This is a genomic window from Agromyces aurantiacus (assembly GCF_016907355.1).
Taxonomy (GTDB): Bacteria; Actinomycetota; Actinomycetes; order Actinomycetales; family Microbacteriaceae; genus Agromyces; species Agromyces aurantiacus.
In genome coordinates, this window is sequence record NZ_JAFBBW010000001.1 from 2,951,373 (window position 1) to 2,975,281 (window position 23,909).

Consider the following 23,909-nt stretch of genomic DNA (forward strand, 5'->3'; position numbering starts at 1 on the left):
TCGGATGCTCCCCCGGATCCTCGGCTGGTCGGTCGTGCTCGGCACCGCGGCGGTCGCGGCCGTCCTGGCGTGGCCGCAGGCGTTCGGGCTGCAGGACCAGTGGATCGCCGCGCACGTCGTCGCACTGCGGGGCGCGGCGGCGGTGTGCGCCGGTGCGACGGCCGCGGTCTTCGGCCTGCTCGCGCTGACCGGTCCGGGCCGGCGGTTCGCCGCCGCCATGGCGACGATCCTCATGGTCTTCGCCGTGGGCAACGCGGGGGTGCTCGCCGCCCGCGGGCTGGGTGCCCCGCGGGACTCGGCCCAGGCCGCGACCGACTCGATCACCGTGCTCTCCTGGAACACGCTCGGCGAGGTGCCCGATGCGTCGACCATCGCGGGGCTCGCCCTCGACGAGGGCGCCGACGTCGTCGTGCTCCCCGAGACGACCGAGCCGCTCGGCGAGGACGTGGCGGTCGCGATGCGCGAGGGCGGCCGGCCCATGTGGGTGCACACGCAGGCCTTCGACGAGGTCGCCAAGGCGCGCTCGACCACGCTGCTCATCTCCCCCGACCTCGGCGACTACCGGGTCGTCAACGAGGCGTTCCCCGGCCCTCCCGGCAACACGAACACGCTGCCGAGCGTCGTCGCCGAACCGGTGGGCGGCGACGGCCCGCGCATCGTCGCGGTGCACGCGGTCGCGCCCATCCGCTGGGAGCTTCGCAACTGGCGCAGCGACCTCGACTGGCTCGCCGGGCAGTGCTCGGGCGAGGACGTGATCATGGCCGGCGACTTCAACGCCACGGTCGATCACTTCGCGGGACGCGGCGTCGACGGCGGCGACCTCGGCCGGTGCGCGGATGTCGCGGCGCGGGCCGGATGGGGCGGCGTCGGCACGTGGCCGACCCGCCTGCCGGCCCTCCTCGGCAGCCCCATCGACCACGTGATGGCCACGCCGTCGTGGAGCGTCGCGGACTTCCGCGTGGTCGAGGGGCTCGACGACGCCGGCAGCGACCACCGCCCCATCGTCGCGACGCTCGTGCGCGCCTGAGCGGGCCGTCCGGCCCCGTCCGCCCGGTGCGAGAATGGGTCGCATGACCAACACCGGCGACGCCACCGCGACGGCCCCCGAGGCCCGCTCCACCGACGAACTGCCCGCCGAGGAGTCGGACGACCGCAACGCGAACCGTTCGACGACGCCCGAGTCCGAGGGCTTCAAGTCCTTCATCTTCGGGGGCTGGGCCGAGCGCGACGAGCCGGCGCCCACCCCGCGCGAGCAGGCCGCGTACGCCGCGGCGCGGCGCGAGCGCGTGTCGGCCGAGTTCCCGGGGCAGCGATTGATCATCCCCGCCGGCGACGTCAAGCAGCGCGCTAACGACACCGACTACCCGTTCCGCGCGCACTCCGCCTTCGCCCACCTGACCGGCTGGGGCGCCGACTCCGAGCCCGGTGCCGTGCTCGTCATGGAGCCCACCGGCGAGGCGGGGCATGCCGCGACGGTCTACTTCCGCGAGCGCGCGGGCCGCGACTCAGAGGAGTTCTACGCCAACGCCGCGATCGGCGAGTTCTGGATCGGCCCCCGCCCGTCGCTCGCGCACGTCGCGGCCGACCTGCGGGTCGCGACGAAGGGCATCGCCGAGTTCGACCGCGTGATCGACGCGGTCGACACCGCGACGCTCGTGGTCCGCGAGGCCGATGCCGCCCTCACCGAGCGCGTCGACCACGCCCGCCTGCGCTTCGCGGCCGAGGCCGCGCTCTCGACCAACGCGTCCGACGCGCCGTTCAGCCTCGAGGTCAACGCCGAGCACGAGCCCGACGCCGAGCTCGCGCGCGTGCTCTCCGAGCTGAGGCTCGTGAAGGACGAGTACGAGATCGCCGAGCTGCGCGCCGCGGTCGACGCGACCGAGCGCGGCTTCGCCGAGGTGCTCGCCGAGCTCCCGCGCATCACGAGCGAGGTGCGCGGCGAGCGCGTGATCGAGGGCGTGTTCGCGACCCGCGCGCGGCTGGACGGCAACGACGTCGGCTACGCCTCGATCGCGGCGGCCGGCCCGCACGCGACGATCCTGCACTGGACGCGCAACGACGGCCCCGTCGTGCCGGGCGACCTCGTGCTGCTCGACGCGGGCGTCGAGCGCGACAGCTACTACACGGCCGACATCACGCGCACGTTCCCGGTGAACGGCACGTTCTCGCCCGTGCAGCGGCAGGTGTACGAGGCGGTGCTCGAGGCGGCGGATGCCGCGTTCCGCGTCGTTCGGCCCGGCGCGATCTTCCGCGAGGTGCACGCCGCCGCGATGGCGGTCATCGCGCGCAAGACGGCCGAGTGGGGCTTCCTGCCGGTCTCGGCCGAGGAGTCGCTCAAGCCCGAGCACCAGTTCCACCGCCGCTACATGGTGCACGGCACGAGCCACCACCTCGGCCTCGACGTGCACGACTGCGCGCAGGCCCGTCGGACCCTCTACATGGACGGCGTGCTCGAGCCGGGCATGGTGTTCACGATCGAGCCGGGCCTGTACTTCCAGCCCGACGACCTGACGGTGCCCGAGGAGTTCCGCGGCATCGGCGTGCGCATCGAGGATGACATCGTGGTGACGGCCGACGGCGCCGAGAACCTCTCGGCGGGCATCCCGCGCACGGCCGACGAGGTCGAGGCGTGGGTGCGCGGCGCCCGTCGCTGATCAGTCGGCGTGCGCGGCGCTCGCCTGGCGAGCGGCGCGTCGCGCACGCCACCACGCCCAGAACCGGTCGAGCAGGCGCTTGAGCCGGCCCGCGAGCCGGCGCGCCCACGCGAACTCGGTGCCGAGGATCGCGAGGCCGAGGAACACGACGAGCCATCCCGGCCCGGGCAGGGGCACGAGCGCGAGCCCGCCGATCGCGATCACGGCACCGAGCACGCCGACGCCGAACCGGTAGGCCGAGCGCAGCCCGGGGTGCCGGTCGATGCGGCGGCGGACGGCGCGCAGCCACCGGCGGATCGGCCGCTCGGGCCGCTCGGCCTCGACGATCTCGGCCGCGATCTCGCGCTCCAGCGCGAAGGGCTCGCGGTCGGGTCGACGGGCGGGATCGGCCATGCCGACACGGTACGGGCCGAGGCTGGGAGCCTCGCGAGTGCCGCGTGGGAGCCGGCTACGCGTCGCCGCGCTCGCGGGCGGCGCGGCGCGCGGCATCCTGCGCCTCGCCGTAGGTCATCGGCCGGGCGTCGTCGGCGGGACGCGTCCCGGGCGTGCCGCCCTCGCCGGACGGCGGCTCCGTCGCTCCGGGCTCGGCGGGCCGCGCCGGCTCCTCGGCGGGCCGCTCGGCCGGCGGGGGCACGACGGGCGGTGCCGCGCTCGGCCTCGGCGGCGCCGCGGCATCCGTCACCCCCAGCACCTGCCGGGCACGTACGACGTGCTCGGGCTCGGCGATCACCGCGTACCGCGTCGCGAGCACCTGCATGACCGAGGTGAAGTCGCGCCGGCGGCGGTTGATCGAGTACGACACGACGCTGAAGATCATGCCGAACCCGGCACCGATGAGGATCGCGGCGCCGAGGATGCCGAGCGACGTGCCCGACGGCGAGAAGATGAACAGCAGCAGGCCGAGGAACGTGCCGAACCACGCCCCCGAGAGCGCCCCGGCGCCAGCGGCGCGACCCCAGCTGAGCGTCCCCGTGATGCGCTCGACGCTCGTGAGGTCGTGGCCGACGATCGAGAGCTCCCGCACGGGGAACTCGGCCTTCGCGAGCCGGTCGACCGCCTCCTGCGCCTCCTGGTACGTCTCGTAGCTCGCGACGGTCTCGCCCTTGGGCAGCGTCGGGAAGGCGCGGCCGATGCGACCGCCGAACGGGCTCTGCGTGCTCACCCGGCCATTGTCCCACGGGCCCCGTCGCGCCCGCCGGAAGGGCGCGGCTCGGGGGTAAGTTGGAGGCGTGAGCGCCACGAGAGTCTTCGTCGCCCGACTCGCCGGGTGCCCCGTCTTCGACCCCGCGGGCGACCGCGTGGGCAAGGTACGCGACGTGCTCGTCGTGTACCGCAAGTCCGATCCGCCGCGCGTGGTGGGCCTCATCGTCGAGATCCCGGGCAAGCGCCGGGTGTTCGTCTCGATCGGGCGGGTCACCTCGATCGGCGGCGGCCAGATCATCACGACGGGCCTGATCAACCTGCGCCGGTTCGAGCAGCGCGGCGGCGAGGTGCGCGTGATCGCCGAGATGCTCGGCCGCAAGGTCGCCTTCAACGACGGCTCGGGCACAGCGTCGATCGAGGATGTCGCGATCGAGGAGCGCGAGCCCGGCGAGTGGGAGGTCGACCAGCTGTTCGTGCGGCGGCCCAAGACGAGCGCGTCGCCGTTCGCGAAGGGCCCGTCGGCGTACGTCACGTGGCGCGAGGTGCGCGAGACGACCGCCGCAGGCGAGGCGCAGTCGGCCGAGCAGCTGATCGCCACGTACTCCGAGCTGAAGCCCGCCGACCTCGCGAACACGCTCCTCGACCTGCCGCCGCGGCGCCGGCAGGAGGTCGCGGCCGAGCTGCCCGACGACCGGCTCGCCGACGTGCTCGAGGAGATGCCGGAGTCCGACCAGGTCGAGATCCTCGCCAAGCTCGGCGACGACCGCGCGGCCGACGTGCTCGACCACATGCAGCCCGACGACGCCGCCGACCTCATCGCGCAGCTGCCCGAGGACCGCGGCGAGCACCTGCTCGAGCTCATGGAGCCCGAAGAGGCGGAGGACGTGCGCTTCCTGCTCTCCTACGGCCCCGACACCGCGGGCGGCCTCATGACCACCGAGCCGATCATCGTGTCGGCGGATGCCACGGTGGCCGAGGGCCTCGCCCTGATCCGCCGCCACGACCTGCCGCCCGCGCTCGGCGCGGCCGTGTGCGTGACCCTGCCGCCGTACGAGCCGCCCACCGGGCGCTTCCTCGGGATCGTGCACTTCCAGCGGATGCTGCGCTACCCGCCGCACGAGCGCCTTGGCTCCCTCATCGACCAGGGGCTCGAGCCCGTCACGGCCGACACCTCCGCCGCCGAGGTGAGCCGCATCCTCGCCAGCTACGATCTGGTGTCGGTCCCCGTCGTCGACGAGAAGCACCGGCTCGTCGGCGTCGTCACGATCGACGACGTGCTCGACTACCTGCTGCCCGATGACTGGCGCAGTCATCCCGATGACGAATCGGAGGTGACGAGACGCGCGACCGCCCGCGCCCAGCTGGCCACCGGCAGTATCCCGATCGCACCCGGAAGGAGGGCAGGAGATGGCTCGCGCTGAGTCCGACGACCGTCGGTTCGACACCCCGAAGGGGCTGCGGCGATCTACGCCGCCCCTGCGCCTCTCCGGCGACCGGGATCGCTTCGGGCGGTTCACCGAGTGGGTCGCGCGCGCGATGGGCACGCCGTGGTTCCTCCTCGCGCTCTCGCTCTTCGTCGTCGCGTGGATGCTCTGGAACACGTTCGCGCCGGCCGACTGGCAGTTCGACCGCGCCGACTACGGGTTCATCGCGCTGACGCTCGTGCTCTCGCTGCAGGCCTCGTACGCGGCGCCGCTGATCCTGCTCGCGCAGAATCGGCAGGACGACCGCGACCGCGTGCAGATCGAGCAGGACCGCCAGCGCGCGGAGCGCAACCTCGCCGACACCGAGTACCTCGCCCGCGAGGTCGTGGCCCTGCGTCTCGCGGTGCGCGACCTCGCGTCGAAGGAGTTCATCCGGCAGGAGCTGCGGCAGGTGCTCGACGAGCTCGACCGTCGCGACGAGGAGGAGGCGACGCATGCCGCGTCCTGACGCGGCCGACGTCGAGCGCGCCGTGCGGGCCGCCCTCGCCGCCGTCGTCGACCCCGAGATCCGCAAGCCGATCACCGAGCTCGACATGGTCGAGCGGGTCGCGGCGACCGAGACGGGCGTCGAGGTGGGCATCCGGCTCACGATCGTCGGCTGCCCCGCGTCCGACCGCATCGAGCGCGACGTGCGCGCGGCGGCCGAGCAGGTCGTCGGCGCCGGCAACGCGGTGGTCGAGCTCGGCGTCATGACGCCCGAGCAGCGCGCGGCGCTCACCGAGCGGCTCCGCGGCGGCCGGGCCGCGCGCGGCAATCCGTTCGGGCCGGGCACGCTCACGCGCGTGGTCGCAGTCACGAGCGGCAAGGGCGGCGTCGGCAAGTCGACGCTCACGGCCAACCTCGCGGTCGCGCTCGCGGCGCGCGGGCTCTCGGTCGGCCTCGTCGACGCCGACGTGCACGGCTTCTCGATCCCCGGCCTGCTCGGGCTGGTCGACGAGCACGGTACCGCCTCACGCCCCACCCGGGTCGACGACATGATCCTGCCACCCGTGGCGCACGGCGTGAAGGTGATCTCGATCGGGATGTTCGTCGAGCCGACCGAGCCCGGGGGCCGCGGCTCGTCGGTCGCGGTCGCCTGGCGCGGCCCGATGCTGCACCGCACGCTGCAGCAGTTCCTGACCGACGTGTACTTCGGCGACCTCGACGTGCTGCTCGTCGACCTGCCGCCCGGCACGGGCGACGTCGCGATCTCGCTCGGCCAGCTGCTGCCGAACGCCGAGGTCGTCGTGGTCACGACCCCGCAGCCCGCGGCGGCCGACGTGGCCGAGCGTTCGGGCCTCGTGGCCCGGCAGACGGGCCAGCGCGTGGTGGGCGTGATCGAGAACATGGCGGGCCTCGCGCAGCCCGACGGCTCGCTGCTCGACCTGTTCGGCTCGGGCGGCGGCGACGAGGTCGCGCGGCGGCTGTCGGCGGGCGTCGAGGATCCGGTGCCGCTGCTCGCGAGCGTGCCCCTCAGCGTCGCGCTCCGCCGCGGCGGAGACGAGGGCCGGCCCGTGGTGCTCGCCGAGCCCGACGACCCGGCCGCACGCGCAATCGAGCAGGCCGCCGCCGCGCTCGCTGCCCGCCCGCGCTCGCTCGCGGGGCGCCGCCTCGACGTCTCGGTGCGGTGAACCGGATGCCGCGCGCCGACCGCCCGCGTCGCGAGCTCGCGGCCGCCCTCCTCGCCGCCGCCGTCGCCACGGGCCTCGGCGCGTGCGCCCCCGGCGCGCCGGCGGAGACCGACGACGCCGATCTCCCGGAGGGCCTCACGGTCGCCGTGCAGCAGGGCCGGCTCGACGCGCCGCAGGGCCGCCTCGTGCTGCACTTCGAGAACACCGGCGACCCGCTGACGGTCACCGCGCTCGAGGTCCGCTCCCCCGCTCTCGAGCCCGGCATGCGCCGGGACGAGCCGTTCGAGCTCGGCGCCGACGACGCGCTCGACATCCGGCTCGACCTCACCGGCACCGTGTGCGACGGCGATCCGGCCGGCATCGAGATCGCGGTCGACGTGCAATCGGCCGACGGCGCCGAGCCGTCCGGCGTGCTCGTGCCCGAGGATCCGTTCGGCACGATGGCGAGGATCGCCGACGCCGACTGCCTCGCCGAGTCCGCCGCCGCCGTGGCCGCGATCTCGATGCCCGAGCGCCTTCGCAGTGAGGGCTCGGGCGAGGCGAGGCGCGCGTGGATCGACGTGCGCGTCGAACCCGTGGCCACGGGCGGCGGCACGATGCACCTGGATGGCGTCTCCGCGACGACCCTGCTCGGCAACGAGGAGGGGCTCGACTGGCCGCTCGACCTCGACGTCGCGGCCGGCGACGCGCCCTTCACGATCGCGCTCGCGGTCAAGCCCGCCCGCTGCGACGCGCACGCCCTCGCCGACGACAAGCGCGGCACGATCCTGCCGTTCACGATCGCGACGGGCGACGGGCGCGAGGGCCGGCTCGACCGTCCCTCGGGCAATGCGCTGAAGGCCGACCTCTACGCCTACTACGCCGAGCGCTGCGGCCTGCAGCAGCCCGCGGGCTAGGCGCGGGGCTCGACCACCCGCGCGAGCAGTTCGATGAGCAGCCGCTCGGTGAGCGCTCCGGGCAGGGCCTCCACGAGCGCGAGCACGGGTGCGAGCCGGTCGGGCAGCGCGCCGCCCGACCCGTCACCGCCGCCGAGCAGGCCGAACGCCGCGAGCAGCGCGGCGGCCGCGTCGGAGTCGAGACCCGCGGACGCCGCGGCGAGCGCCCGGGTCCCGCCGGGCAGCCCCTCCGCGAGGTGCCCGACCAGCGCCGCACCGTCGATCGGAGGCGTGCCGCGCACCGCGTCGGCGGCCGCCGCGAGCGCATCGGCGAGGTCGTCGGCCACCGACTCCGTGACCGGCGTGACCGTCAGGTGCGTCGTGTGCGGCAGACGCGTGCCGTCGGCCTGCGCGAGCCCGGGCTGGAGCTGCAGCTGCCATCCGGCCGCGCGCGCCGCATCCGCCCAGTGGTGGGGGTCGACGCGGCGCTCGGGCGCGACGCGCTCGTCGGCGGCGACCGCGAGCAGCGGACCGGTGGGCTCGCCCACCACCCGGAGCCCCTCGATGCGCGCGATCGCCTCGCGCAACGCCGCGGTCGCCCGCGCGGCGCGCGAAGTGAGCTCGGCGAAGCCCGGCTCGCCGATCGCCTCCGTGATCGCCCATGCGGCGGCGAGCGGTCCGGCGGGCTTGGAACCGGCCATCGTTGGGTTCACCACGGGGTAGCCCGGCCAGCCGGTGGTCGCGAAGTACTGGTGCCGCTGCCGGTCGCGACCGCGCGTGAGCAGCACCGAGACGCCCTTCGGCGCGTAGCCGTACTTGTGCAGGTCGGCGGAGAGGCTCGTGACGCCGGGCACGCGGAAGTCCCAGGCCGGCACCGCGACGGGCCAGAACGCGAGGGCGAACCCGCCGATGCACGCGTCGACGTGCAACGGGATGCCGGGCGCGGCGCACGCGGCGGCGACCTCCTCGACCGGATCGAGCGTCGCGAAGGGGTAGGACGGCGCGCTCACGACGACGAGCGCCACGTCGTCGCCGAGCCGCGAGGCGATGGCCTCGGCCGACGGCGCGCCGGTCGCCGGGTCGACCGGCACGAGGTCGAGCTCGAGCCCGAAGTACTCGGCGGCCTTGTGGAACGCCGCATGGGCGGTGACGGGCGCCACGAGGCGCGGCCCGCCGGCGGACGACCCGCCTGCTGCGCGCCACGCGTCGCGCGCGCCCTTGACGGCGAGCAGGCAGCTCTCGGTGCCGCCCGACGTGACGGAGCCGACCACCGCCTCCGCGTCATGCCCGCCCTCGCCGTGGAACACCCTCCGGGCGAAGCCGACCAGCCCGGCCTCCATCGCCGCGACCGAGGTGAACGTGGTCGGGTCGAGGCCGTTCACGGGCTGCATGAGCCGAGCCGCGCCCGCGGCGAGCTCGTCGAGCTCGGGCTCCCCTGAGTCGTAGACGTACGAGAGCACGCGCCCGCCGTGCGTCGGGGCGTCGGCGGCCCTGAGCGCGGCGATCTCGGCGAGGATGTCGGCGGGCGCGCGCCGCAGCACGCTCATCGCGCCGCCTCGAGCGCGACATCCGCGTCGACGTCGCCGCGCCGGAGCGGGTACCGAGCGAGCGGCACGAGGCTGAGCAGCACGAGCCCGGCGGGCAGCAGGCTGAAGGCCACGACGATGCCGGCGATCGCCGCGGGCGGCTGGTCGACCACGGCCGAGCCGACCGACTCGACGTACCCGGTCAGGGCGAGCACGATCGTGAGCAGCGTCGCGCCGAGCGCCATGCCCGCGGTCTCCCCCGCCGTCCAGACGCCGCCGAAGCTGCCGGCGCGGCCGTCGCCGTGCTCGCGCGCGTCGTGCGAGATCACGTCGGGGAGCATCGCCATGGGCAGCGACTGCATGCCCGCGTACGCGGCGCCGGCGAGCGCGACGGGCGCGTACACCCACGGGCCGGGAGCCCACAGCATGCCCGCGAGGGTCGCGGCGGCCACCGCGAACAGCACGCTCGCGAACGCGAAGCCGCGCTCCTTGCCGATGCGGCGGGCCAGGCGGCCCCACAGCGGCGCGCACAGCACGGCCGGCCCGATCAGGGCGAGGAAGAGGAACGTCAGGGCGTCCTCGGAGGAGAGCACGCGCACCGCGACGTAGTTGGCTCCCGCGAGCATGAGCCCGGTCGCGAGGCCCTGCAGCACGAACGCCGCGAGCAGGTCGCGGAACGGCCGGCTGCGGCGCAGCGCGGCGATCCCCTCGGCATACCCGTCGCGGAGCCGTCGGGCGGCGCGGGGTCCGAGCGGTGCGCCGCGCGGCGCGGTGGTCGTCGCGACGAGCATGCCGGCGCCGATGACGACGCCCGCGACGACCGCCATTACGAGGTAGCCGAGCGCCTCGTCGCCGCCGCCCGCGCGGCGCAGCAGGGGCCCACCCGCCCCGAAGAGCAGGATCGCCAGGCTCAGCACCACGACCCGCCAGGTCAGCAGGCGGGTGCGGGCGTCGTAGTCGTCGGTGAGTTCGGCCGGCAGCGCGATGTAGGGCACCTGGAACAGGCTGAACGCCGTCGCGGTCGCCAGGAACGCGACGAGCACCCACGCGCCGGCCGTCACGGGCGGCAGCCCGGCGGGGACGGCGAACGTCGCGGCGAACGCGAGCGGCAGCGCGATCGCCCCGACGCGCATCCAGGTTCGCCGGGTCCCGGACGCGGCGAGCGCGCGGTCGCTCCGCTCGCCGATCCACGGGTCGATCACGACGTCCCACACCTTGGCGGCGGTCACGACGAGCCCCGCCGCGAGCGCGGTCACCCCGAGGGTGTCGGTCAGGTAGAACACGAGGACCAGCCCGGGCAGCGTCGCGAACCCGCCGGTGCCGATCGAGCCGATCGCGTACCGGGTCACGACGCCGCGGGCCAGACGTCGCTCCGGTGCGCTCATGCGGGAAGCATATCCCCGGGCGCGACCCCGCCCTAGACTGGCCGCGTGTCCAACGCCGCCACCCGAACGCCGGTCCCCACCACGTACGACACGCTCCTCGCCGACCTCGTCGCGTCGAGCGGGCGCACCGTCGCCGTGCCCACGCCCTCCACCGGCGAACGGCTGGTCGACCTGCCCCGCTCGAACGCCGACGACGTGCGCGGCGCGGTCTCCCGCGCTCGTCTCGCGCAGCTCGCGTGGGCCCGCGCCGGGTTCGCCGCGCGCCGGCGGATCCTGCTCCGCGCGCACGACCTTCTGCTCGACCGGCGCGAGCAGCTGCTCGACCTGACCCAGCTCGAGAGCGGCAAGACGCGCGGGCAGGCCTTCGAGGAGGTCTTCCAGGCCGCGGCGGTCGCGCGCTGGAACGGGCGGATGGCACGGCGCGTGCTCGGCGGCGGACGCCGGCGGGCCGGCATCCCGCTGGTGCTCTCGACGCGCGTGCGCTACCGGCCGAAGGGCGTCGTCGGCGTGATCACGCCGTGGAACTACGCGGTGAGCCTGGCCGCCATGGACGTCGTGCCGGCCCTCGCCGCCGGGTGCGCCGTCGTGCAGAAGGCCGACGACCAGGGCGCGCTGTCGGTGCTCGCGCTGCGCCGGGCGTTCATCGACGCGGGCCTGCCCGAGGCGGTCTGGTCGGTCGTCGCCGGCGAGCCCGGCGAGGTCGGCGAGGCGCTGACCGACGAGGTCGACTACATCTGCTTCACCGGGTCGACCGCCACCGGGCGCCGCATCGCCGAGAAGGCCGGCCGACGGCTCGTGGGGGCCTCGCTCGAGCTCGGCGGCAAGAACGCCCTCATCGTGCTCGACGACGTCGACGTCGACCAGGCGGCCGCGGATGCCGCGCACGCGTGCTTCTCGTCGATGGGCCAGCTGTGCGTCTCGATCGAGCGCATGTACGTGCACCGGGCGGTGGCCGAGCCGTTCACCGCCGCGCTCGCGGCGCGGCTCGGCGACCCGCGCATCGGGTCGGGACTCGACCACGAGGCCGACTACGGAACGCTCGCGACCGCGCAGCAGCTCGAGCGCGTGCGCGCCCACCTCGACGACGCACTGGCCAAGGGCGCGAAGGTGCTCGTCGGCGGCCGTCACCGTCCGGACATCGGGCCGTGGGCGTTCGAGCCGACGGTGCTCACCGACGTGACGCCCGACATGCGCGTGCTCTCCGAGGAGACCTTCGGCGCGATCGCGAGCCTCGCCGTGGTCGACGGCGAGACCGAGGCGGTGCTCCTCGCGAACGAGTCCGAGTACGGCCTGAACGCGTCGGTGCTCACCGGGTCGACGCGGCACGGCCGGCGCCTGGCCGAGCTCATCGACGCGGGCAGCATCAACGTGAACGAGGGCTATCGCGGCAGCTTCGGCTCGGTGGACGCGCCGATGGGCGGGCTCAAGGAGTCGGGCGTCGGCCGCCGCAACGGGCGCGAGGGGCTGCTGCGCTTCGTCGACCCCGTGACGGTGTCGGTGAACCGGCGGCTGATCCCGCTGCCGCACACGGGCCGCGAGTACGAGCGCCTCGGCGGCGTGCTCGTGCTGCTCGCCCGCGCGCTGCGCGCGATCGGGCGGGCCTGACCCGTAGCCCGACCGGGCCGGGACCCGGCGCTCGGGCCTAGGTCGCCTCGGAGTCGAACGGCGCGCCCTCGCCGGCGGCCAGCGCCTCGCGCTTGCGCTTGCGCTGCAGGTAGGCGGAGTTCTCGTTCACGGCCGCGCGCGCGACGACCGGCCTGGCCGGCTCGGCGAACGGGTCGACCTCGGTCAGCGCCTCGCGGATGATGCGCCGCGGGTCGTACTGGCGCGGGTCGAGCTTGCGCCAGTCGACCTCGTCGAAGTCGGGACCCATCTCCTCGCGCACGCGCGACTTCGCGCCGTTGGCCATGTCGCGCATCGACCGCACGAACTTGCCGAGCTGGGCGGCGTAGTGCGGGAGCCGCTCGGGACCGAGCAGGAACACGGCGATCACCCCGATGATGAGGAGCTTCTCGAAGGTGAGGCCGAACATGCGTCAAGGATAGCGGCGGCGAGGCGCATCTCGTGCCGTGCGTCGGCCCCTAGGCTTGGGGACGATCGAATCCCGGGGAGCCGCCACGTGTCCGAGCACGACCTGAACTGGAAGTACGTCGACGAGAGCGTCGTGGAGTCGGAGTCGATCGCGAAGGCCCGCCAGCAGTCCCTCGAGCTGGGGGTCGAGCCGGTGTCGCCGGCCGTCGGCGCGCAGCTCGGCGTGATCGCGGCCGCGTGCGACGCGCGCGCCGTCATCGAGGTGGGCACGGGCCTCGGGGTGTCGGGCCTGTGGATGCTGCAGTCCGCGCGGGGCGCGCACCTGACCTCGATCGACACCGAGACGGAGTACCAGCAGCACGCCCGCGAGCACTTCGCGGAGGCGGGCGTCGCGCCCGCTCGAGTTCGCCTCATCGCCGGTCGTGCGAGCGAGGTGCTGCCGCGGATGAACGAGCGGTCCTACGACGTCGTCTTCGTCGACGCGGATGCCCCGTCGGTGATCGAGTACGTCGAGCACGGGCTGCGGTTGGCCAAGCCCGGCGGCAGCGTGCTCGTCGCGCGTGCCCTGTGGAAGGGGAGGGTGGCCGACCCGGCGCGGCGAGACGACGCGGCGACGGCGTTCCGCGGGCTCATCTCGGAACTCGCGGCGTCCTCCGCCGTCGTCACCGCCATCTCGCCGGCCGGGGACGGCCTGCTTCAGATCGTGAAGCTGGGCGCCTGACCTCAGGCCGCGTTCACGACGCCACCGAGGACGTCGTAGAGCTCCTTGGCCTCAGCGTCGTTCACCGAGACGACGAGGCGGCCGCCACCCTCGAGCGGCACGCGCACGATGATGAGGCGCCCCTCCTTCACAGCCTCCATCGGTCCGTCTCCAGTGCGTGGCTTCATGGCCGCCATTGAGCTACCCCTTTCGTGGCTGAACCTCCATTATCCCGCATCGGAGGGACACGCCGGTGCGACGCGGCCGCCCTGTGGAGTGTCGGACCGGGGTTTCACCGCCCCGCCATCATCCGTTCCCCGGGCGTCCGGGGCGGCTCACGGCGGCGTCCAGTCGTATCCGTCGATGCGCCAGGCGATCAGCAGCCAGCCGAACTGCAGGGCGAGCGAGACGACCACGAGCCCGCCCCGCCACCACGGCGAACGCGGCACGGCGAGCGCGCCTGCGATCGGGAACAGGGGCGCGAGGATCCGGAAGGTGCTCGACTGCGGGAAGAACACCGCGAGCACGTACAGCGCGTAGCTGGCGAGCCAGAGCCGGAGGTCGACGCCGAGGCGGCGCACCCACGGGGTGAAGAGCGCGACGCCGAAGGAGACCACGAGCACGATCGGCACGATGGTGCCCATGGGCTGCCCGAGCCACCAGTCCCCCGCCTGGAACCACGGCGTGAACGGCACCAGCTCGACGTAGCCGATGTACGCCGACCGCCACGCGAGCTCGGTGTCGGTGTACGCGCCGGGGTCGCCCGTCGCCGCCCAGGCGATGGCCGGCCAGGCCAGCCCCGCGATCCCGGCCAGCACGGCGACGGATGCCGCGGCCACGCGCTCGCGCATCGGGAACGGGTCGCGTGCGCGCGTGAACCACCGCACGATCCAGTGCAACCCGAGCGTGAGCGCGAACGCCAGCGCCCCCGGGCGCGTGAACGCCCACACGACGATGACGGGCGCGAGCCAGCCGTAGCGCCGGTCGACGAGCAGGAGCAGCGCGACCGCGAGCCAGAGGAACCCGAGCGCCTCCGCGTAGCCGAACTGCATGATCGGCGCGACCGGCGCGACGCAGAACAGCACGACGGCGAACATCGCCTGGTCGGGCTCGAGGAACCGCGTCATGAGGCGGTGGAAGACGAGCGCCGCGCCGAGCCCGGCGGCCAGCGCGATGACGACCGACGCGACATCCCACGGCACGCCCACGACGGTGAGCACCCGCACGATCCCCGGGTAGACCGGCAGGAACGCCCACTGGTTCTCGGCGACGTGGCCGTCGTCGGTGAGCGGCAGTTCGGTGGGGTATCCGGCGGCCGCGATGTAGGCGTACCACCGGGCGTCCCAGAGGTTCGAGTACGCGAAGAGGCCCGGGTGCGCCTGGGTCCAGGCGTTCCCGGGCTGCTGCCGTGCGAGCTCGAGCACGAACAGGGTGGTCACGAGGCGGGCCGCCGCGTACACGAGCACCACGCGCACCCACGACGGGAGCAGGCGCCACCGCACGCGCGGCGACCACCGGCCGCGCCGGAACGGGTCGGGCTCCCGCACCGCGGTCGGCTCGTGCACGCTCACCGGCAGGGCCTCAGGCCGTGGCTCCGGTGAGCCAGTCCCGCAGGGCGCGCTCGCACGCGAGGATCTCGTCGCAGTCGACGCGCTCGTCGTCGGCGTGCGCGAGCAGCGGGTCGCCCGGGCCGAAGTTCACCGCGGGGATGCCGAGCGCGCTGAAGCGCGCGACATCCGTCCAGCCGTACTTCGGCCGCGCCTCGGCGCCGACCGCGCGCACGAACTGCTGCGCGAGCGGGTCGTCGAGTCCGGGCCGGGCCCCCTCGGCCGAGTCGGTGATGGCGACCTCGTACTCGGGGAACAGCTCGCGCACGTGCGCGGTCGCCTCGGCGACCGAGCGGCTCGGCGCGAACCGGTAGTTCAGCGTCAGCACGGCCTCGTCGGGGATCACGTTGCCGGCCACGCCGCCGTGCACGAGCACCGCGTTCAGCCCCTCGCGGTACTCGAGGCCGTCGACCGTCACGGTCTCGGCCTCGTAGGCGGCGAGCCGGTCGAGCGCGGGCGCGAGCTTGTGGATCGCGTTGTCGCCGACCCAGCTGCGTGCGGAGTGCGCGCGCCGGCCGCGGGCCCGCAGCTCGGCGCGCAACGTGCCGTTGCAGCCGCCCTCGACCTCGGCGCGGGTCGGCTCGCCGAGGATCGCGAAGTCGCCCTCGAACAGCTCGGGGTGCACGCGCAGCACGCGCCCGAGCCCGTTGAGGCCGGCCGCGACCTCCTCGTGGTCGTACCACATCCAGGTCACGTCGACCGCGGGGTCGGCGAGCTCGTACGCGAGCTTCAGCTGGACCGCGACGCCCGCCTTCATGTCGACGGTGCCGCGGCCCCAGAGGATGCGGCGTCCGTCGGCCTCCTCGAGCGTCGTGGGCAGGTTGTCGTTGATGGGCACCGTGTCGAGGTGGCCGGCGATGACGACCCGGCGCTCGCGACCGAGGTGCGTGCGCGCCACGATCGTGTCGCCGTCGCGGATCACCTCGAGGTGCGCCGCGCCGGCCAGCGCGTCGACGATGAGGTCGGCGAGCCGGCCCTCGTCGCCCGACTCGCTGGGGACGTCGCAGATCGCCTGCGTGATCGCGACGACGTCGGCACCGAGGTCGAGCGAGGTGGGCGAGGCGGCGGACGCGGCGGGTTCGGCCATGGCATCGAGTCTACGGTCGACCGGATGCCGCGGCCCGGCGCCGCACGTCACGCGCCGACCCCGTCGCATCCGGCTCGGTACCCTTGAGGCATGCCCGCAGACTCGCCGAACCCGACCGCGCCCACCGCCGCCTGGGGCGACGGACTCGCCACGATCGCCGCCGACGGCACGGTGCTCGACACGTGGTACCCGGCGCCGCAGCTGGGCGAGCTGCCCGACCCGGCGCCGGCCGCGTGGCAGCCCCCGGCCGGCGCGGTCGGCCCCGACGAGCGACGCGGGGTGACGGTCGAGGCGGTCCGCGTGGCCATCCGCCTCGACGAGCCGCCCGCGGGCACCTCCGACGCGTACCTGCGACTGCACCTGCTCTCGCACCTGCTCGTGCGGCCGAACGCGCTGAACCTCGAGGGCATCTTCGGCCACCTGCCCAACGTGGCGTGGACCAACGCGGGACCCGTGCACCCCGACGACCTCGACCGGCTCCGTCCGGCGCTGCAGCGGGCGGGCATCCACGTCACGGGCCTCGACAAGTTCCCGCGCCTGCTCGACTACGTGATCCCCGAGCGCGTGCGCATCGCCGACGCCTCGCGCGTGCGCCTCGGCGCCCACCTGGCGCCCGGCACGACGGTCATGCACGAGGGTTTCGTGAACTTCAACGCCGGCACCCTGGGCAGCTCCATGGTCGAGGGCCGCATCTCGCAGGGCGTCGTCGTCGGCGACGGGAGCGACATCGGCGGCGGCGCCTCGATCATGGGCACGCTCTCGGGCGGCGGCACCCAGCGCGTCGCGATCGGCGAGCGCGCGCTGCTCGGCGCGAACTCGGGCATCGGCATCTCGATCGGCGACGACACCGTGGTCGAGGCCGGCCTCTACGTCACGGCCGGCACGAAGGTCGCGGTCATCGGGGCCGCTGGCGAGCCGGACCGCGTCGTCAAGGCCGTCGAGCTCTCCGGGCAGCCGAACCTGCTGTTCCGGCGCAACTCGCTCGACGGCCGCGTCGAGGTGCTGTCGCGCTCGGGCCAGGGCATCGTGCTGAATACCGCGCTGCACGCCTGAGCGACGGCCCGTCGCGGCATCCGCCGTCGCTGCCGCCGGGAGGTACAGTGATCACCCGGGGCGACCGACGACGGCCGCCCCGCTGCGACGACACGAAGGAGTGACGTGGGAACCGACGCCCCGAGGACCCGACGGCATCGCTGGGGCAAGTTCCTCGTGGGCGTGCTCGTCACGGTGCTCGTGATCGGGGTCGCCGCCGCCGGATTCGGCTGGTGGACGGTGCACCGTTCCTTCCCCACCACCACCGGACGGATCGACGTGCCGGGGCTGCAGGGCGCGGTCACGGTCTACCGCGACGACGCCGGCATCCCGCAGCTGGTCGCCGAGACCGACCACGACCTGTTCTTCGCGCAGGGGTACGTGCACGCGCAGGACCGCTTCTGGGAGATGGACTTCCGCCGGCACGTCACCGCCGGCCGGCTCGCCGAGCTGTTCGGCGAGGAGCAGGTGGCGACCGACGCGTTCGTGCGCACGCTCGACTGGCGGGGCATCGCCGAGACCGAGTACGAACTGCTCGACGAGCGGTCCCGTGCGTACTACGAGGCCTACGCCGACGGCGTGAACGCCTATCTCGACGGCCGCAGCGGCGCCGAGCTCTCGCTCGAGTACGCCGTGCTCGCGCTGCAGAACCCCGGATACCGGCCCGAGCCGTGGGCCCCCGTCGACTCGATCGCGTGGCTGAAGGCGATGGCGTGGGACCTCCGCTCGAACCTCGGCGACGAGATCGACCGGGCGCTCCTGTCGGCGACGCTCCCGCCCGAGGAGGTGCAGCGGCTGCACCCCGACTTCCCGTTCTCGGCCAAGCCCACGATCGTCGACGGACTGGACGGCGCGCCGGCCGCCTCGGCGTCGGCCCCGGTCCCGGCCGACGACGGCGACGATCCCGCCGCCGCACCGTTGGAGGAGGGGCACGTCGACGCGCTCGCCGACCTCGCCGCCAGCGTCGACCGGCTGCCCGAGCTGCTCGGGCCCGAGGGCGGCGACCTGGGCTCCAACTCGTGGGTGGTCTCCGGCGAGCTCACCGAGACGGGCATGCCGCTGCTCGCCAACGACCCGCACCTCGGCCCGGCCATGCCCTCGATCTGGGTGCAGATGGGCCTGCACTGCGCCGAGCCGACCGACGCGTGCACGTTCGACGTCGCCGGGTACGGCTTCTCGGGCCTGCCCGGCATCGTGATCGGGCACAACACGAGGATCGCGTGGGGCTTCACGAACCTCGGGCCCGACGTCGCCGACCTCTACCTCGAGCGCATCGTCGACGACTCCTACGAGTTCGACGGGACGCTGCGCCCGCTCACGGTGCGCGAGGAGGTGATCGAGGTCGCGGGCGGCGACCCCGTGACGATCCAGGTGCGCTCGACCGACCGCGGCCCGATCGTGAGCATCGACGACGCGTCGAACTACAGCCGGGTCGCCACCGACTACGGCGCCACCGTCGAGGCCGGCGGCCCGGCCGCCGACGGCGCCGAGCTCGAGGTGTCGCTGCAGTGGACCGCGCTCTCCCCCGGGACGACCCCGGCGGCGGTGTTCGCCATGGACCGCGCGCAGGACTGGAAGGGGTTCCAGGCGGCGGCGGCGCTGTTCGACGTGCCGGCGCAGAACCTCGTGTACGCCGACGTCGACGGCAACATCGGCTACCAGGCGCCCGGCGCCATCCCGATCCGCAAGGCCGGCGACGGCACGCTGCCCATGCCCGGCTGGACGAGCGCGAACGGCTGGAGCGGCATGGTGCCCTTCGAGCAGCTGCCGTCGGTGCTGAACCCCGAGCGCGGCTACCTCGTCACGGCGAACAACGCCGTCGATGACGACGGCCCCTCGCTCACGCGCGACTGGGACCTCGGCTACCGGGCCGAGGGCATCGAGCGCCGCATCCGCGAGCTCACGGCCGACGGCGGCACGCTCACGGCCGAGGACATGACCGACATCCAGCTCGACACGCGCGACGCCAACGCGGCGGCGCTCCTCCCGGTGATCGCCGAGCTCGACCTCGACGGCGACGCGGCGCGCGGCGCGCAGCTGCTGGCCGGCTGGGATGCGTCGGCCGACGCCGACAGCGCCGAGGCGGCCTACTTCGCGGTGTTCTGGCGGACCCTGCTCGACCGCATGTTCGGCGACCTCCCCGAGGCGACGCGGCCGCAGGGCGGCGACCGCTGGTTCGCGGTCGTCGGGTCGCTCCTCGGCCAGCCCGACGACGCCTGGTGGACCGACGACGAGGCCGGCGCGACCGGACGCGACGCCGTCATCGCGGCCTCGCTCGCGGCGGCGTGGCGTGAGGCATCCGATCGCCTGGGCGACGACCCCGCCGACTGGCGCTGGGGCCGCCTGCACACGCTCAGCCTGAAGAACCAGAGCCTCGGCACGTCCGGCATCGCGCCCATCGAGTGGCTCTTCAACCGCGGCCCGTACGAGACGGGCGGCGGATCGGCCATCGTGAATGCGATCGGATGGGACGCGAGCGTCGGGTACGAGGTCGACTGGGTGCCCTCGATGCGCATGGTCGTCGACCTCGGCGACCTCGACGCGTCGACCTGGGTGAACCTCACCGGGGCGTCCGGGCACGCGTTCCACCCGCACTACGACGACCAGGCGCCGCTCTGGCAGCACGGCGAGACCCGTGCGTGGCCGTTCACGCGCGAGGCCGTGCGCGATGCGGCCGTGGACACGCTGGTGCTCCGTCCCGCGGGCTGAGCGCCGGCGGCGGGAGCCGGAGCGGGGGCTCAGCGCAGCACGGAGCTCAGCAGCAGGCTGGTCTCGCTGTTGACGACGCCCGCGATCGAGCGGATGCGGCCGAGCACGCGGTCGAAGTCGCCGAGGGTGTCCGTGCGCAGCTCGGCCACCAGGTCCCATCCGCCGTTCGTCGTGTGCAGCGCGATGATCTCGGGGAACCCGCGCAACCGGCGGATCACGTCGTCGGTGCTGCGGCCCTCGACCTCGATGAACGAGATCGCGTGGATCGCGAGCGGGTCCATCTCGTCGCGCACGCGCACCGAGAACCCGATGATGACCCCGGATGTCACGAGCCGGTCGATCCGGCCCGTGACGGTCGCTCGCGCGACCCCGAGCCGGCGCGCGAGCTCGGCCACCGGGGCCCGGCCGTCCTCGCGGAGGAGCGCGAGGAGGCGCCGATCGAGATCGTCGAGATGATCCATGCACAAAGTGTAACCCGCACCTTCGCACTCTGCGCTGTGCGCGGACGGTCCGAGTGCAGATCGGTCGTTGCCGTTGCATATCGACCGGTCCTACGCTCGATCGCGGGGGTCGAATCGGAAGGGAACGTGATGACGAGCTTCGTCGACGTACGCAACATGGTCGGCTGGGTCGCCAGCACCGGGCCCGAGCGCATCATCGCCGGGATCCTCGAGTACCTCGAGCAGGACTTCGCCCGCTGGGAGAGCTTCGACAAGACACCCCGCGTCGCGAGCCACACGCCGTTCGGCGTCATCGAGCTCATGCCCACGAGCGACCACGAGTCCTACGCGTTCAAGTACGTCAACGGCCACCCCTCCAACCCGGCTCGCGGCTACCAGACCGTGACCGCCTTCGGTGTGCTCGCCGACGTGCACAACGGCTACCCCACCTTCCTCGCCGAGATGACCGTGCTCACGGCGCTGCGCACCGCGGCGACGAGCGCGTTCGCCGCCAAGCTGCTCGCCCGGCCCGACTCCGAGGTCATGGCGATGATCGGCACCGGCAGCCAGGCCGAGTTCCAGGCACTCGCGTTCCGGTCGGCCCTCGGCATCACGCGCCTGCGCGTCTACGACGTCGATCCCGACGCGATCGCGAAGTTCGTGCGCAACATGCTGCCGCTCGGCTTCGAGATCGACGTGGCCGGCAGCGCGGCCGAGGCGCTCCAGGGCGCCGACGTCGTGACGACGTGCACGGCCGACAAGGCCCGCAACGCCGTGGTCGCCGACGAGTGGGTGCGCCCCGGCATGCACCTGAACGCGATCGGCGGCGACTGCCCCGGCAAGACCGAGCTCGACCCCGCGATCCTCGACCGCGCCGCGGTGTTCGTCGAGTTCACGCCGCAGACCCGCATCGAGGGCGAGATCCAGGCCAAGCCGGCCGACTTCCCCGTGACCGAGCTGTGGGAGGTGCTCACGGGCCGATCGACCGGCCGCACGAGCGCCGACCAGGTCACGCTCTTCGACTCGGTCGGGTTCGCGATCGAGGACTTCTCGGCGCTGCGCTACGTGCGCGACCAGGTCGCCGGCACGCACTTCGAGCAGCGGATCGACCTCGTCGCCGACCCCGACGACCCGAAGGACCTCTTCGGCCTCGTCGGCGCCTTCTCACCGGTGGGGTGAGCCGGATGTCGGTGCAGTCCCCCTCCGCGGTCGTCATGGTGCGGCCCCACCGCTTCGCGCCCAACCCGCAGACCCTCGCCGACAACGGCTTCCAGCCGAGCGCCGACGGGCTCGACCCCGAACGGCTCGCCGCGGCCGCCTACGAGGAGGTGACCCGCGCCGCCGTCGCGCTCGAGTCGGCCGGCGTCACCGTGCACCTCTTCGAGGACGAGGCCGAGCACCGGCCCGACAGCGTGTTCCCGAACAACTGGATCTCGACGCACTCGGGCGGCCACATCGCGCTCTACCCGATGTACACGCCGAACCGGCGCACCGAGCGCCGGGGCGACATCGTCGAGCTGCTGAAGACCACCTACCGCGTGCAGGACGTCATCGACTACTCGGGCCTCGAGTACGACGACGTGTTCCTCGAGGGCACGGGCGCCATGGTGCTCGACCACGAGCTGCGGATCGCGTACGCGGCGCGGTCGAACCGCGCCGACCCGATCGCGCTCGAGCGGTTCTGCACGAACTTCGGCTACGAGCCCATGGTGTTCGACGCGGTCGACGGGCGCGGGGTCGCCGTGTACCACACCAACGTGATCCTCAGCATCGCGACCGAGTTCGCGCTCGTGGCCGCCGACATGCTCGTCTCACCCGCCCGCCGGCGCGAGGTGCTCGATCGCCTGTCGGCGCGCGGGCGCCGCGACGTGATCGCGCTCACCAACGCGCAGGTCGACGAGTTCGCCGGGAACGCGCTCGAGCTGTGGGGCTCGGAGGGGCGCGTCCTCGCACTCTCGCGGCGCGCCCACGACGCGCTCACCGACGACCAGCGCTCGCGGATCGAGCGCAGCGCGCGCCTGCTGCCGCTGGACGTGCCGACCATCGAGCTCGCGGGCGGATCGGTGCGGTGCATGCTCGCGGGCATCCACCTCGACCCGCGACCCGGACTCGTCGAGCGCGAGTCGGCGCGGCTCGACGACTCGGTCGCGCTGCCGGTCGTCGAGTAGCCGTCAGCGAACCGGGTAGTGCCGCTCGGCCGAGCCCGTGTACAGCTGCTGCGGGCGGCCGATCTTCGTCGCGGGGTCGAGGTTCATCTCGCGCCAGTGCGCGATCCAGCCGGGCAGGCGCCCGATCGCGAACAGCACCGTGAACATCCGCGTCGGGAAGCCCATCGCCTTGTAGATCACGCCCGTGTAGAAGTCGACGTTCGGGTACAGCCGACGCTGCTTGAAGTACTCGTCCTCGAGCGCGAACTGCTCGAGTTCCTTGGCGATGTCGAGCAGCGGGTCGTTCACGCCGAGGCCCTCGAGCACGGCGTCGGCGCTCGTCTTCACGATCTTCGCGCGCGGGTCGTAGTTCTTGTACACCCGGTGGCCGAAGCCCATGAGCTTGACGCCGTCCTCCTTGCGCTTGACGCGCTCGACGAACTTCGCCACGCCCTCGCCCGAGTCGCGGATCTGCGCGAGCATCTGCAGGACCGCCTCGTTGGCACCGCCGTGCAGCGGGCCCGAGAGCGCCTGGATGCCGGCCGAGATCGACGCGTACAGGTTCGCGCCGGTCGACCCGACGAGCCGGACGGTGGAGGTCGACGCGTTCTGCTCGTGGTCCTCGTGGAGGATGAGCAGGCGGTCGAGCGCGCGCGCGAGCGTCGGGTCGATCGAGTACGGCTCGGCCATGTTGCCGAAGTTCAGCCGCAGGAAGTTCTCGACGAAGTTCAGCGAGTTGTCGGGGTACAGGAACGCCTGCCCGATGCTCTTCTTGTGCGCGTAGGCGGCGATGACCGGCATCTTCGCGAGCAGCCGGATGGTCGTGAGCTCGACGTGGTCGGGATCGTGCGGATCGGACGAGTCCTCGTAGTACGTCGAGAGCGCGGCGACCGCGCTCGAGAGCACGGCCATCGGGTGCGCGGTATGCGGCAGCGCCGAGAAGAAGCGCTTGAGATCCTCGTGGAGCAGCGTGTGCCGGCGGATCTTCTCGTCGAACTCCGCGAGCTCGTCGGGCGTGGGCAGCTCGCCGTACATGAGCAGCCAGGCGACCTCGAGGTAGGTCGAGTGCTCGGCGAGCTGCTCGATCGGGTAGCCGCGGTAGCGCAGGATGCCCTGCTCGCCGTCGATGTAGGTAATCGATGAGCGCGTCGACGCCGTGTTCACGAAGCCGTAGTCGAGCGCGGTGAGGCCCGTCTGGCGCGTGAGCGTGGAGAGGTCGATGCTCGAGTTGCCCTGCGTCGCGCCGTGGATGGGGAACTCGGCGGTGCCGCCCGGGAAGGCCAGCGTCGCGGTGTCGGGGCGATCGGCCCCGGCCGCTTCGTTCACGACGTTGCTCACGGCATCTCCTGTGATCGTCACTATCGAAGGTCCCCTGCTCTCCGGCCCCGCACCGGTCGGCGCGCGCGGCCCGAATACAGCCTAGACGTGCCGACGGCACACTGTCGCATCCGCCAACAGACGCGGCATTCGCTTGGCGGA

At 73.6% G+C, this 23,909-nt stretch carries 22 protein-coding genes; 12 read left to right on the plus strand and 10 right to left on the minus strand.

The features are described 5' to 3' along the window. The first annotated feature begins 4 nt into the window (after positions 1-4). A complete protein-coding gene (locus tag JOD46_RS13915; protein WP_204395114.1) occupies positions 5-1,027 on the plus strand; it encodes an endonuclease/exonuclease/phosphatase family protein in 1,023 nt (340 codons plus the stop codon). Positions 1,028-1,070: 43 nt separating this feature from the next. Then, a complete protein-coding gene (locus JOD46_RS13920; RefSeq protein WP_204395115.1) occupies positions 1,071-2,654 on the plus strand; it encodes an aminopeptidase P family protein in 1,584 nt (527 codons plus the stop codon). On the opposite strand, the gene JOD46_RS13925 is transcribed toward JOD46_RS13920, so the two are convergent. Continuing rightward, positions 2,655-3,047 (minus strand): TIGR02611 family protein, encoded by a 393-nt coding sequence (locus JOD46_RS13925; protein WP_204395116.1) that lies wholly within the window; start codon positions 3,045-3,047, stop codon positions 2,655-2,657. A 55-nt stretch (positions 3,048-3,102) separates the two neighbouring features. Further along, positions 3,103-3,816: a YflT domain-containing protein gene (locus JOD46_RS18665; RefSeq protein ID WP_307835047.1), complete on the minus strand. Its 714-nt coding sequence runs from the start codon at positions 3,814-3,816 to the stop codon at positions 3,103-3,105. Positions 3,817-3,883: 67 nt separating this feature from the next. Here JOD46_RS18665 and JOD46_RS13935 point away from each other — a divergent pair, with 67 nt between their 5' ends. Genes JOD46_RS13935 through JOD46_RS13950 form a run of 4 tightly spaced genes read left to right on the plus strand, consistent with a single transcriptional unit; the run spans position 3,884 to position 7,787 of the window. Continuing rightward, the gene (locus JOD46_RS13935; protein ID WP_204395117.1) at positions 3,884-5,218 is read left to right on the plus strand and encodes a magnesium transporter MgtE N-terminal domain-containing protein; all 1,335 of its coding nucleotides are present in this window, start codon (positions 3,884-3,886) and stop codon (positions 5,216-5,218) included. After that, a complete protein-coding gene (locus JOD46_RS13940) occupies positions 5,205-5,729 on the plus strand; it encodes a DUF1003 domain-containing protein (RefSeq protein WP_204395118.1) in 525 nt (174 codons plus the stop codon). The genes JOD46_RS13935 and JOD46_RS13940 overlap by 14 nt, the downstream gene beginning before the upstream one ends. Next, a complete protein-coding gene (locus JOD46_RS13945; RefSeq protein ID WP_204395119.1) occupies positions 5,716-6,891 on the plus strand; it encodes an Mrp/NBP35 family ATP-binding protein in 1,176 nt (391 codons plus the stop codon). The genes JOD46_RS13940 and JOD46_RS13945 overlap by 14 nt, the downstream gene beginning before the upstream one ends. Positions 6,892-6,896: 5 nt before the next feature. Beyond that, the gene (locus JOD46_RS13950; protein ID WP_204395120.1) at positions 6,897-7,787 is read left to right on the plus strand and encodes a hypothetical protein; all 891 of its coding nucleotides are present in this window, start codon (positions 6,897-6,899) and stop codon (positions 7,785-7,787) included. Here JOD46_RS13950 and JOD46_RS13955 read toward each other — a convergent pair. Both JOD46_RS13955 and JOD46_RS13960 read right to left on the minus strand, forming a co-directional pair. Continuing rightward, positions 7,784-9,313 carry a pyridoxal phosphate-dependent decarboxylase family protein gene (locus tag JOD46_RS13955; RefSeq protein WP_204395121.1) on the minus strand — a complete coding sequence of 510 codons (1,530 nt, stop codon included), beginning with the start codon at positions 9,311-9,313 and terminating at the stop codon, positions 7,784-7,786. The two genes, JOD46_RS13950 and JOD46_RS13955, sit on opposite strands and share 4 nt — an antisense overlap. Then, positions 9,310-10,677: an MFS transporter gene (locus JOD46_RS13960; protein ID WP_204395122.1), complete on the minus strand. Its 1,368-nt coding sequence runs from the start codon at positions 10,675-10,677 to the stop codon at positions 9,310-9,312. Before JOD46_RS13960 ends, JOD46_RS13955 begins: the two co-directional genes overlap by 4 nt. Before the next feature lie 45 nt (positions 10,678-10,722). Here JOD46_RS13960 and JOD46_RS13965 point away from each other — a divergent pair, with 45 nt between their 5' ends. After that, complete coding sequence (locus JOD46_RS13965) at positions 10,723-12,282, plus strand: succinic semialdehyde dehydrogenase (protein WP_204395123.1); 1,560 nt, start codon at positions 10,723-10,725, stop codon at positions 12,280-12,282. Positions 12,283-12,319: 37 nt separating this feature from the next. Here the strand turns inward: JOD46_RS13965 and JOD46_RS13970 are convergent, their stop codons facing one another. Further along, on the minus strand, positions 12,320-12,709 hold the full coding sequence (locus JOD46_RS13970; protein WP_204395124.1) for a twin-arginine translocase TatA/TatE family subunit: 390 nt from the start codon (positions 12,707-12,709) through the stop codon (positions 12,320-12,322). Between the two features lie 87 nt (positions 12,710-12,796). Here JOD46_RS13970 and JOD46_RS13975 point away from each other — a divergent pair, with 87 nt between their 5' ends. Then, positions 12,797-13,429, plus strand: a complete 633-nt coding sequence (locus tag JOD46_RS13975) for an O-methyltransferase (protein ID WP_204395125.1) — start codon at positions 12,797-12,799, stop codon at positions 13,427-13,429. Between the two features lie 2 nt (positions 13,430-13,431). On the opposite strand, the gene JOD46_RS13980 is transcribed toward JOD46_RS13975, so the two are convergent. The 3 genes from JOD46_RS13980 to dapE form a co-directional block, all read right to left on the minus strand. Then, a complete protein-coding gene (locus tag JOD46_RS13980) occupies positions 13,432-13,605 on the minus strand; it encodes a DUF3117 domain-containing protein (protein WP_019179788.1) in 174 nt (57 codons plus the stop codon). A gap of 138 nt (positions 13,606-13,743) precedes the next feature. Beyond that, a complete protein-coding gene (locus JOD46_RS13985) occupies positions 13,744-14,979 on the minus strand; it encodes a hypothetical protein (RefSeq protein WP_307835048.1) in 1,236 nt (411 codons plus the stop codon). 10 nt (positions 14,980-14,989) lie between these two features. Then, complete coding sequence (dapE, locus tag JOD46_RS13990) at positions 14,990-16,102, minus strand: succinyl-diaminopimelate desuccinylase (RefSeq protein WP_204395126.1); 1,113 nt, start codon at positions 16,100-16,102, stop codon at positions 14,990-14,992. Positions 16,103-16,192: 90 nt separating this feature from the next. Between dapE and dapD the strand changes: the two genes are divergently transcribed. After that, the gene (gene dapD / locus JOD46_RS13995) at positions 16,193-17,155 is read left to right on the plus strand and encodes a 2,3,4,5-tetrahydropyridine-2,6-dicarboxylate N-succinyltransferase (protein WP_204395127.1); all 963 of its coding nucleotides are present in this window, start codon (positions 16,193-16,195) and stop codon (positions 17,153-17,155) included. Positions 17,156-17,260: 105 nt separating this feature from the next. Beyond that, the gene (locus tag JOD46_RS14000) at positions 17,261-19,843 is read left to right on the plus strand and encodes a penicillin acylase family protein (protein ID WP_204395128.1); all 2,583 of its coding nucleotides are present in this window, start codon (positions 17,261-17,263) and stop codon (positions 19,841-19,843) included. A gap of 29 nt (positions 19,844-19,872) precedes the next feature. On the opposite strand, the gene JOD46_RS14005 is transcribed toward JOD46_RS14000, so the two are convergent. Beyond that, entirely contained in the window at positions 19,873-20,304 is a 432-nt protein-coding gene (locus JOD46_RS14005) for an Lrp/AsnC family transcriptional regulator (protein ID WP_204395129.1), read from the minus strand. Positions 20,305-20,433: 129 nt separating this feature from the next. Here JOD46_RS14005 and ocd point away from each other — a divergent pair, with 129 nt between their 5' ends. Next, complete coding sequence (gene ocd, locus JOD46_RS14010; protein ID WP_204395130.1) at positions 20,434-21,462, plus strand: ornithine cyclodeaminase; 1,029 nt, start codon at positions 20,434-20,436, stop codon at positions 21,460-21,462. 5 nt (positions 21,463-21,467) lie between these two features. After that, complete coding sequence (ctlX, locus tag JOD46_RS14015) at positions 21,468-22,451, plus strand: citrulline utilization hydrolase CtlX (protein WP_204395131.1); 984 nt, start codon at positions 21,468-21,470, stop codon at positions 22,449-22,451. Positions 22,452-22,454: 3 nt separating this feature from the next. Here ctlX and JOD46_RS14020 read toward each other — a convergent pair whose 3' ends face one another. Beyond that, complete coding sequence (locus JOD46_RS14020) at positions 22,455-23,768, minus strand: citrate synthase (RefSeq protein WP_372432650.1); 1,314 nt, start codon at positions 23,766-23,768, stop codon at positions 22,455-22,457. Positions 23,769-23,909: the final 141 nt, after the last annotated feature.